Source organism: Glycomyces sp. NPDC049804 (assembly GCF_040674615.1).
Taxonomy (GTDB): Bacteria; Actinomycetota; Actinomycetes; order Mycobacteriales; family Micromonosporaceae; genus Glycomyces; species Glycomyces niveus.
On record NZ_JBFAMQ010000015.1, the window covers coordinates 117,617 to 127,519 of the forward strand.

At 69.8% G+C, this 9,903-nt stretch carries 8 protein-coding genes and 1 pseudogene; 6 read left to right on the top strand and 3 right to left on the bottom strand.

The features are described 5' to 3' along the window. Positions 1 to 176 precede the first annotated feature (176 nt). The gene (locus AB0K52_RS21115; protein WP_363534961.1) at positions 177 to 1,388 is read right to left on the bottom strand and encodes a NosD domain-containing protein; all 1,212 of its coding nucleotides are present in this window, start codon (positions 1,386 to 1,388) and stop codon (positions 177 to 179) included. A 50-nt stretch (positions 1,389 to 1,438) separates the two neighbouring features. Continuing rightward, complete coding sequence (locus tag AB0K52_RS21120; RefSeq protein ID WP_363534964.1) at positions 1,439 to 1,615, bottom strand: hypothetical protein; 177 nt, start codon at positions 1,613 to 1,615, stop codon at positions 1,439 to 1,441. Between the two features lie 243 nt (positions 1,616 to 1,858). Between AB0K52_RS21120 and AB0K52_RS21125 the strand changes: the two genes are divergently transcribed. The 6 genes and pseudogenes from AB0K52_RS21125 (at position 1,859) to AB0K52_RS21150 (ending at position 8,368) form a co-directional block, all read left to right on the top strand. Beyond that, positions 1,859 to 3,163, top strand: a complete 1,305-nt coding sequence (locus tag AB0K52_RS21125) for an extracellular solute-binding protein (protein WP_363534967.1) — start codon at positions 1,859 to 1,861, stop codon at positions 3,161 to 3,163. Between the two features lie 75 nt (positions 3,164 to 3,238). Continuing rightward, positions 3,239 to 4,126, top strand: a complete 888-nt coding sequence (locus AB0K52_RS21130; RefSeq protein WP_363534970.1) for a sugar ABC transporter permease — start codon at positions 3,239 to 3,241, stop codon at positions 4,124 to 4,126. Continuing rightward, positions 4,123 to 4,962 (top strand): carbohydrate ABC transporter permease, encoded by an 840-nt coding sequence (locus AB0K52_RS21135; protein WP_363534973.1) that lies wholly within the window; start codon positions 4,123 to 4,125, stop codon positions 4,960 to 4,962. Before AB0K52_RS21130 ends, AB0K52_RS21135 begins: the two co-directional genes overlap by 4 nt. A gap of 37 nt (positions 4,963 to 4,999) precedes the next feature. Beyond that, positions 5,000 to 6,049: a LacI family DNA-binding transcriptional regulator gene (locus AB0K52_RS21140; protein WP_363534976.1), complete on the top strand. Its 1,050-nt coding sequence runs from the start codon at positions 5,000 to 5,002 to the stop codon at positions 6,047 to 6,049. Between the two features lie 3 nt (positions 6,050 to 6,052). Then, positions 6,053 to 6,688: pseudogene (locus AB0K52_RS21145) on the top strand (glycosyl hydrolase family 32); the annotation flags it as partial. 336 nt (positions 6,689 to 7,024) lie between these two features. Continuing rightward, a complete protein-coding gene (locus AB0K52_RS21150) occupies positions 7,025 to 8,368 on the top strand; it encodes a right-handed parallel beta-helix repeat-containing protein (protein ID WP_363534992.1) in 1,344 nt (447 codons plus the stop codon). Between the two features lie 68 nt (positions 8,369 to 8,436). Here AB0K52_RS21150 and AB0K52_RS21155 read toward each other — a convergent pair whose 3' ends face one another. After that, positions 8,437 to 9,540, bottom strand: a complete 1,104-nt coding sequence (locus AB0K52_RS21155) for a hypothetical protein (RefSeq protein ID WP_363534979.1) — start codon at positions 9,538 to 9,540, stop codon at positions 8,437 to 8,439. Positions 9,541 to 9,903: the final 363 nt, after the last annotated feature.

Genomic DNA, 9,903 nt, shown 5'->3' on the forward strand with positions numbered 1-9,903 from the left:
GAACTTCCGCACCAGCGCGGGCCAGTCCGCGAGCGCGGCGAGCGAGTCGGTCGCGGCAGATCCTCGACACCTGTTGCGCCGCTTGCGCGAGAGTCCCGCATTCGCGTGCCTGGACCGGTCCCGATCGAGTCCGGAGCGCCCCGGCGGGGCGCTCCGGAATGCCGTTCCGCGCGCTGCTACGGCGTCGCGCGGAAGCCGTAGGTCGCGCCGCTGAGCGCCTGGAACTCGGCGGCGGTCCCGGAGTCGAGCACCTTCGTGTTCGTCGTGCTGCCGTCGAGCACGGCCGAGCGGACGCCGACGTTCGCGACGTGGTGGTTCATCGCCAGGTAGTTGCCGCTCCCCGACTTCACCAGGACGATGGTCGGCACCGCTCCCGAGGGGGTGATGGAGCCGGAGGGCACGTCGTACGTGAAGTGGTTGCCCGTGACGGTGTTGCCGCTGCCGTTGAGGTGGACGAGCCCGAAGAGGTCGTCGGTTGTGAGCGGCACGCTCTGGAACGGCCCGAACGATTCGCGGTTGCGCAGGAAGTGGTTGGCGCCGATGAGGTTGCCGCGGCAGTCGCCTTCGAGGGTCACCATGCCGGACGAGAACGAGTGGAGGCGGTTCGCCGAGACGGTGCTGTCGGAGCAGTGCTTCAGGTGCACCGAGCTCTTGCCGCGCGGGAAGATGTTGTTGCCCGACACGATGAGCCCGAAGTGCCCTTCGGCGAAGAACGAGAAGCCGGCCGGGCCCGCGCCGAGGTGGTTGTCGTTGACCATCGTGGCCTGCCCGGAGCCCACGAGTTCGACGCAGCTGCCGCATTCGGCGATGAAGTTGCCGTTGAGCTGCAACGCGTCGACGCCGGTGAGGACCACACCGCGTTCGAGGTAGACCAGCCCCAAGCCGGCGATGCGCACCGAGTCGGTGTCGCTCGTGGAGCGCACGCCGATCTTGCCGTTGCGGTAGCTGTTCTGGTTCGGGGTGAACGAGAGCCCGTCGAGACAGAAGTCGACCAGTTCGATCGAGCTCAGGCGCGGCGAGCCGCCGCGGCTGATGAGGATCGCCTCGGCGTTCCCGTCGGTGTTCTCGACCTTGATGCGGCTGCCGCCCGGCCAGACCTCCCACCAGTCGGAGGTGTCGGCCGTGTTGTACCGGATGCTCGAGGAGGTGAACCCGTGGCCGGACCCCTTGATCTGGAGGTAGCTGATGTCGATCACGATGCGGGTCTTGAGCGAGTAGTCGCCCGGAGGGATGTAGACGACGGCGCCCGGCTTCGCCGCCTGGGCGGGCTGGTTCGCCTTGATGTCGGCGATGATGCTGTTCACGACGGCGCCGATGTCGGTGTACGCGGTCGTGCCGGGGCTGCCGGGGATCGTCCAGGTGGTCACGTCGTAGATGGTCGAGGGCATGGTGGTCTCCCGCTTCGTCGAGGTCGATGTCGTAGGGGGTCGGTGAGGGGCTAGATCAGGCCGAGGAGCGTGCGGTGCGGCCGCTCCTCGGACGCGGTGTCCTGCGCGGGGGCCGCCTCCGGTTCGGCGCGGGCGAGCCGGGGCGCGCCGAGCGCCGCCGCGATGCCGCCGGCGCCGACGGCGAGGATGAGGGTGCGGCGGGTGGGGCCGGTCGGTGGAAGGCTCATGATGCTCCAGAGCGGCTGGGAGCCAAATGGATTTGGCAATGTGCTGACCGATGCTAGGGGCGTGCGTCGCGGCAGGTCAATGCGCCAAACGATTTTGGCGAAATTTTTTCAATGTTTGGCGTTGACAGGCGTCGGTCCGGGGCCGCAGACTCGTGCCAAGACGTTTTGTCAAAACGTTTTGTCACCGGCCCGACGGTGACCCCTCACGCGTAGCAGAGCAGCTACAAGAACGGAGTCGAAGTAATGACGCTTCGCGATACCAGCGGTCGTGTCCGGACCGCTTCCCTCGCAACCGCACTGGCGACGGCGGGCACGCTCGCGCTCTCCGGCTGCGGCGCGGGCGGCGCCGCGGCGGAGGACGAGCTCACCGTCGTCGTCGAGGGCGGCGGACTGGCGGAACTGCAGCCGATCGCCGACCTGTACGAGCAGGAGACGGGAACGACCGTCACCCTCGTCGAGCTCCCCTACGACGGCCTCTACGACCGCATCCAGACCGAGCTCGGATCGGGCAGCGTCTCCTTCGACGTCGCCGCCCTCGACGCGATCTGGCTCAGCGCGTTCGCCGAGGGCGTCTCGCCCCTCGACGACCTGTTCACCGACGACGTGCAGGCGGACCTGTTCCCCGGCCTCGTGAGCGAGGCGCAGGTCGGCGGCCGGTTCGTCGGCATGCCGATCTTCACCAACTCCGAGATCCTCTACTACCGCACCGACCTGTTCGAGGACCCGCAGCACCAGGCCGACTTCGAGGCGCGGTACGGCTACCCGCTCGCGCCGCCCACGACCTGGGCGCAGTACCGCGACACCGCCGAGTTCTTCACGATGGACACCGACGGCGACGGCCAGATCGACCTCTACGGCACCGACGTCAAGGGCGCCGTGGAGACCGAGTGGCTCGCCACGGTCTCGCAGACGGGCGAGGAGCACATGGTCCTCGACCCGGAGACCGGCGAAGTCACCATCGGCGACGCCGAGCACCTGGAGGCGCTCGACTACTACACGAGCCTGCTGCCGTACGCCCCCGCCGGGGCGGCGCAACTGGACTGGGCGGGAGCGCAGAACCTCTTCTACCAGGGACAGCTCGCCATGATGCGGTTCTGGGGCCACGCCTACACCCAGACGCCCGCTGACTCGCCCGTCGCGGGCCAGATCGGCGCGGCCCCCATGATCGCCGGCGAAGGCGGTGTCGCGGGCGTGCCCGGCGCCTGGTACCTCTCGGTTCCCGCGGCCGGAACGAAGCAGGACCTGGCGAAGGACTTCATCGCCTTCGCTTACGAGCACAACGAACTCTCGATGGACACGTCGCTGGGCCTCGTCGCGCGCATGTCGGCGTTCGAGTCCCAGGCGGGGGTCGCCGGCAGGGAGAACTACCCCGCGATCCTCGAGACGCTCAACTCACCGGCCACCCGCGCCCGCCCGGCGACGCCGCAGTGGCAGGAGATCGTCGACACCGTGCTCACGCCCATGCTGCAGAAGGCCGTCGAGCCAGGGGCCGACAACGCCGCCCTGCTGAAGGAGGCGGAGGCGCAGATCGAGGCGATCCTCGAGTAGCCGCCGACCGCCCCGCACCGGTGGCCGACCGCGTCGCAGCGGTCGGCCGCCCCTTCCGACAGAAAGACCTCCACATTGCGTGTCTCCGATCGCCGGTTCGCCTTGCTGCTCATGGCGCCGGCAGCCCTCTTCCTCGCGGCCTTCGTACTCTGGCCGCTCATCAGGTTCGTCTGGAACGCCTTCTACGACATCTCGCCGATCGCAGGCGGACCGCGCGCCTTCGTCGGCCTCCAGAACTTCATCGACGCGTTCGCCTCGGCCTCGTTCCAGGGCGCGTCGGTCCGCACGGTCGTCTACACGCTCGTCGTCGTCGCGCTCGAGTTCGCGGCCGGGCTCGTCGTCGCCCTGATCTTCGCGGCGCTGGGCCGGCGCTCGACGGTGTTCCGCACGATCTTCATGTACCCGCTCATGATCGCGCCCGTCGTGGCCGGACTGCTGTGGCGCTTCCTGCTCATCGACAACTTCGGCATCGTCAACGAACTCCTCGCCCGGGCGGGAGTCCTCGACAACCCGAGCCGGATCGGCTGGCTGAGCGACCCGGCGATCGCGCTCTTCGCGGTCGCCCTCCCGGACATCTGGCTGACGACGTCGTTCATCACCCTCGTGCTCTTCGCGGGCCTGCAGACCATCCCGGGCGAGATCCTGGAGGCCGCCCGCATCGACGGGGCGCGGTTCCCCACGATGCTGTTCCGGGTGATCATCCCGCTGCTGCGACCCGTGATCGCCGTCGCGCTCATCGTGCGCGGCATCGACGCGGCCCGCGCGTTCGACATCATCCTCATCCAGACCAACGGGGGTCCGCAGGAGAGCACGACCACGCTCAGCCTGCTCATCTACCGCACCATGACCCGCTACGGCGACATCGGACTGGCCAGCGCGATGGGGACGATCTACCTGATCGGGATGCTCCTCGTCGCAGCGGTGGCCGTCACCGCGATCTGGCGGCCGGGGGAGGCGCGATGAACGGCCTCGAAACCCGTCGCGGGTCGACGAAGGCGATCCTCGGCGTCCTGCTCGCCGTGATCCTGGTGCTGTACGGCTTCCCGTTCGTCTACCTGCTGCTCACGTCGTTCAAGCCTCCGAGCGAGGCGATCGCGGTGCCCCCGTCGGTGGTCCCCAACGCGTGGACGCTGGAGAACTACGTGGCCGCCCTGGCGAAGGAAGGGGTCGTCCCCGCGCTCGTCAACAGTGTCGTGACGGCCGTGCTCAGCACGCTGCTCTCCCTGCTGCTCGCGGTTCCGGCCGCGTATGCGGTCACCCGGTACCGCACGCCGAGCGGGCGCGTGTTCGTGCTCGCGGCGCTGGTCACCCGGATGGTGCCGACGATCGCGATCGGGGCCCCGCTGGTGGAGACGATGCGCGCCTTGGGGATCGGCGACACCTCGTTCGCCCTCGCGATCGCCCATACGACGATCTCGCTGCCGCTCTCGATCTGGCTCATGGCGAGCTTCTTCGAGGCCGTCCCCGATGAGATCGAGGAGGCCGCGAAGATGGACGGGGCGTCGCGGCTCGGCGCGCTCTGGCGGGTCGTCCTGCCGGTGGTGTCCGGCGGTCTGGCGGTGACGGCGATCTTCGCGTTCCTCGCGTCGTGGAACGAGTTCCTGTTCGCGCTGCTGCTCACCTCGGTGCGCGCGCAGACGACCCCCATCGTGATCGCGAACTTCCAGACGCAGTTCGGGCTCGACTGGGGTGCGATGACGGCGCTCGCCGCCGTCTACTCGCTCCCGGTCATCCTGCTCACCCTCGTGCTCCAGCGCCACATCGTCGCGGGCCTCACCCTCGGCGCGGTGAAAGGATGAGCGGACGCAACCCGATGCGACAAGGCAGGAGTCCGCAATGGCGGTGAACGGAGTCGGCATCCGAGACGTGGCCCGCCTGGCCGGCGTCTCCATCACCACGGTGTCCCACGTCCTCAACGACACGCCGAACACGCGTGTCTCCGCGGAGACGCGGGCGCGGGTCCGCGAAGCGGCGGCGCAGCTCGGTTACGGCCCCAACCGGGCGGCGCGGGCGCTGCGCACCAACCGGTCCGGCCTGATCGGGCTGCTGAGCGAGGAGATCGCGACCACCCCGCACGCGGGCCGGATCATCCTCGGCGCGCAGGACGCGGCCCGCGCCCACGACCTGACCCTGGTCATCGTCAACGCCGAACGCGAATCCAGCGCCAGCGCGCACGAGGACTACGTCCAGACGCTGATCGACCGGCAGGTGGAGGCGGTCCTCTACGCGACGATGTACCACCGCCGGATATCCGTGCCCGCGAACCTGCGGCGCGTGCCGGCCGTGCTGATCGACGCGACCGACGAGGACGGCGTCGTCCCCGCGGTCGTCCCCGACGAGGTGGGCGGCGCGGTCACCGCCGTCACCCACCTCGTCGAGGCGGGCCACCGGCGCATCGGCTTCCTCAACAACGACGACGACGTGCCGGCCACGCACGAGCGCCTGATCGGCTACCGGCAGGTGCTGCACCGGCACGGCATTGCGATCGAGGACCGGCTGATCCGCCAGGCGCCGTCGGAGACCCTGCCCGGCTACGCGCTCGCGCGGGAGATGCTCGCCGGGGACGACCGGCCCACCGCCCTGTTCTGCTACAACGACCGGATGGCGATGGGCGCCTACAGGGCCGCGGCCGAGCTGGGCCTCGACATCCCGGGCGATCTGTCCATTGTGGGCTTCGATAACCAGGAGCTCATCGCCGCGAACCTCTTCCCCGGCCTCACCACGGTGGCACTGCCGCACTACGAGATGGGCGAGTGGGCCGTCGAGACGCTCGTGCGCCTGCTCGGCGGGGAAGCCGAGATCCAGAACGACGGTCCGACCCGTCTCGACTGCCCGCTGGTCATGCGCGGCTCGGTCGCCGCCCCCCAACCGCACCGAAAGGCCTGAACCATGCTTCGACTCGCCGCATCGTGGGTGTGGGACTTCTGGATCGCCGACGACGGCGACCGCTACCACCTGTTCTTCCTGAAAGCGCCCCGGGCGCTCCTCGATCCGGACAAGCGCCACTGGCGCGCGACGATCGGGCACGCGACCTCCACCGATCTGACGAACTGGACCGAGCACGCCGACGCGCTGCTCCCGGACGACTCCCCCGCCTTCGACGACCTCGCGACCTGGACGGGGTCCGTCGTCCGCGGCGACGACGGCTTGTGGCGGATGTTCTACACGGCGGTCAGCCGCGCCGAAGGCGGGCTCGAGCAGCGGATCAGCTCCGTCGTCTCCGACGACCTCTTCACCTGGCGCCGCGAGCCCGACCGGCAGGTGCTCGAACCGGACGCCCGCTGGTACGAGACGGCCGCGACACGGCAGTGGCCGGACCAGGCGTGGCGCGACCCGTGGGTGTTCCGCGACCAGGACGGCTGGCACATGCTGGTCACCGCGCGCGCGAACCGCGGCGCGCCCGACGACCGGGGCGTGATCGGGCACGCGACCTCACCGGACCTGGTCCACTGGACCGTCCGGCCCCCGCTGTCCGAACCGGGCGCCGGCTTCGGGCACGTCGAGGTGGTCCAGACCGCCGTCGTCGACGGCACCCCGGTCGGGCTGTTCTCCTGCCTCGGCCCCGAACTGGCCCGAGGCCGCCGGGACGGCGACCCCGCGGGCGGCGTCTGGGCCTTCCCGATCGACGCCATGACGGGGCCGTTCCCACTGGAGCGGGCGTACCGCGTCACCGACGAGCGCCTCTACGTCGGCCGGCTGGTGCAGGACCGCGCGGGCCAGTGGTGCTTCATGGCGTTCCGCAACGAGGACGGGCACGGCAACTGGATCGGCGAGATCACCGACCCGCAACCGGTCGGGTGGGCCGACGGCCGGCTCGCGATCGGCCGGCCCGAGACACCGCCGGCACGAAGAGGAACCTCCATGTCGGCCAACTACTACGACGTCACCCAGTGGCCCGTCGGCGACGCGGCCGAAGACATCGGCGAGGTGCTCAACAGCATCATCGCCGACATCAAGAGCCGGCAGAAGGCCACCGACGAGCACGACGGCGGCAAGCCGGGGGCGGTGATCTACGTGCCTCCCGGGGACTACCGCCTGCGCACGCAGGTGCTGATCGACATCAGCTTCCTGCGGATCGAGGGCGCCGGGCACGGCTTCACGTCGTCGAGCATCCGCTTCAACGTCCCCGAAGAGGAGTGGCCGGACCTGCACGAGCTGTGGCCGGGGGGCAGCCGCATCCTCGTCGACCTGCCCCCGGGCGACGACGAGGCCGCGGGCGCGGCCTTCCGCGTCGCACGGAGCGGGAACCCGCGGATCAGCTCGGTCGAATTCGCCGACTTCTGCATCGACGGCTTGCACTTCACTTCGGACGGGACGGGACTCCACCCGGAGAACACCTACGTCAACGGCAAGACCGGCATCTACGTCGCCGACGCCAACGACTCCTTCCGCGTCAACGGCATGGGCTTCGTCTACCTCGAGCACGCCCTCACCGTCCACAATGCGGACGCGCTCTCGGTCCACGACAACTTCATCGCCGAATGCGGCAGCTGCATCGAACTGCGCGGCTGGGGCCAGGCGTCCAAGATCACCGACAACCTCATCGGGGCCGGCCCCCGGGGACACTCGATCTACGCCGAGCACCACGGCGGGCTGCTGATCACCGCGAACAACGTCTTCCCCCGCGGAGCGAGCAGCGTCCGCCTCAACGGCGTCACGCGGTCGAGCGTCACCAACAACCGGCTGCACTCCTTCTATCCGGGGATGGTCGTCCTGGAGGCGAGCTCGGAGAACCTGGTCGGCTCGAACCACTTCCTGCGCGACCACGAACCCTGGTCCCCCTTCTTCGGCGTCGACAACGGACTCGACGACGACTTCGGCCTGCTCACCGTCAGCGGCAGCGACAACTCGGTCATCGGCAACCACTTCTCCGCCATCGTCGACGCCGACAGGGTCCGCCCGGCCGGGGCGGCGCCCGTCATCATCCGCCTGAAAGCGGGAGGCCGGAACTACGTCGCCACCAACCACGCCGTGTCGATGAACGTGCAAGGCAAGTCGAGCAGCTCCGCCTTCGAGGCGCAGGTGGACGCCCTGCTCTCCACCGGCACCGCGAAGCACCTCCCGGTCACCGCCGTCATGGTCGACCCGGAGTCGAAGCAGAACACGGTCCTCGATTCGGGGACCGAGGACCAGGTCCACATCGACCTCGCAACGAACGCCTTCCGCGCCAGTCCCGCCCTCCCCGCCCAGAACGCGGGAGGGTAGAGCCCGGCGTCCCGGGCATGCGCCGCGCGCTCAGAGTGGCCCTTCCCTCAGGGCGCGGCGCGCATGCCTCAGGGAAGATCCCAGTCCAGCTGCGGAAAGGCCATGGCCGCGGCTGCGTAGATCGATGCCGAAGCGGTGAGGACGATGTAGAGGACCGCGATCGGTTTGAGGGGTCCGAACCAACCGGCGATGAAGCGGGCGCCGTGCTTGAAGTCAGGGGCGTCGCGGGAGTCACCGCCGGAGTTGACCACGCCGGCGGTGAACAGGAGGACTGCGACCGCGAACCACCAGCGGCTGCCGTTCAGGCCGAGGAGGCCGAACGCCATGAGGGGCACGAATTCGAGGATGCCGGCCTCGAATTTCGGGTGCTTGCCGCGGATCGCGGCGGGGAATGACACCGCCATGGTCGCGATCATGCTCGCGAAGACGGTGCCGAACGGGCCGAAGCGCGAGTGCCATGCGGCGAACGCGGCTGCGGTCACGGCCGCTGCCGACAGGACGAACGGCAAGGGGCCCTTGGCGTAGAAGTCGTCCTCGATCCGCCCGGCCACGGCGGTGAGGACGAACATGACCGCTGCGGCGGTCAGCAGACCGAGGTAGGGCTCGGTGATCGTCCCGATCCAGAAGCCGACGCCGGCAGCGGCGCTGTAGGTGACCAGCGCATCGAGTCCTGCGCCCTTCTGGCGAGGTTCGCGATCGTCCCAAGTGAGGTTCCAACCCTGCGCGGCCATGGCGGCCAGCAGCGCCCATGCTCCGGTCACGGCGGGCAGCAGCTTCGCGGCGTGGTCCGCCGCGAAGCCGGTCAGGGGCAGTGGCGAAAGGATCGTCTCGGGAGCGGACATCGATGCGGCGACGGCGAGGGCGCAGGCGAGCGGGAGGCGGATGTTGCGGACGGCTTCGAGCGGATGGCGGGCCACGTCGAGCCAGGTCCACTCCGCCGGCGCGCGCCGCGCCGGCGGTCCTCCGGCGGCCCCGGAGACGATCGTCGCGATGATCGACGCCATGCCCGCGAGGACCGCTCCGGCGGCGGCGATCGCCAGCGCGGCAGGGCCGGTGAGCAGGTTGACCACCGAGCCCGCGAAGGTCGCGCACATGGTCAGGGTGCCGACCACGACGGCGGCGACGAGGACCGGGCGGCGGCCGCGGGGCTCGGTGAATTCGGGGTCGTCCAAGGCCGCTCCAGGGAGGTTCGTCGGGGGTGGTGCTCTGCATCATGCCAGGGCGCGGCCGAGGCGACTGTGGACTGCGGCGGTACGCCATGTCACCTGTCCCTGCGGCGGGCGCGCCCGCGCTGAAGCATGGGAGCGGCCGCCACGGTTCCGTCATCGATCGGTCATGCGGCGGCCGGGACGATCGGGCACCAGTCGAACAGAGAGCGCTTGCCAAGTCGTCGTGGCGGAGTTGGGCGCTCGGACCCCTGGAAGGTCGGACCGACGACGCCGGCGTCGACGGGTGTGTCAGTCGGTGGTCGCGGTGCGGGCGGGCAGGACCCAGCCCGGGCGCGGGAAGTGGCAGGTGTAGCCGTTCGGGTAGTT

Bases quoted from the DNA above. Each gene is read 5' to 3' on its own strand.
- AB0K52_RS21115 (WP_363534961.1), bottom strand. From the start codon at position 1,388: ATGCCCTCGACCATCTACGACGTGACCACCTGGACGATCCCCGGCAGC.
- AB0K52_RS21120 (WP_363534964.1), bottom strand. From the start codon at position 1,615: ATGAGCCTTCCACCGACCGGCCCCACCCGCCGCACCCTCATCCTCGCC.
- AB0K52_RS21125 (WP_363534967.1), top strand. From the start codon at position 1,859: ATGACGCTTCGCGATACCAGCGGTCGTGTCCGGACCGCTTCCCTCGCA.
- AB0K52_RS21135 (WP_363534973.1), top strand. From the start codon at position 4,123: ATGAACGGCCTCGAAACCCGTCGCGGGTCGACGAAGGCGATCCTCGGC.
- AB0K52_RS21140 (WP_363534976.1), top strand. From the start codon at position 5,000: ATGGCGGTGAACGGAGTCGGCATCCGAGACGTGGCCCGCCTGGCCGGC.
- AB0K52_RS21150 (WP_363534992.1), top strand. From the start codon at position 7,025: ATGTCGGCCAACTACTACGACGTCACCCAGTGGCCCGTCGGCGACGCG.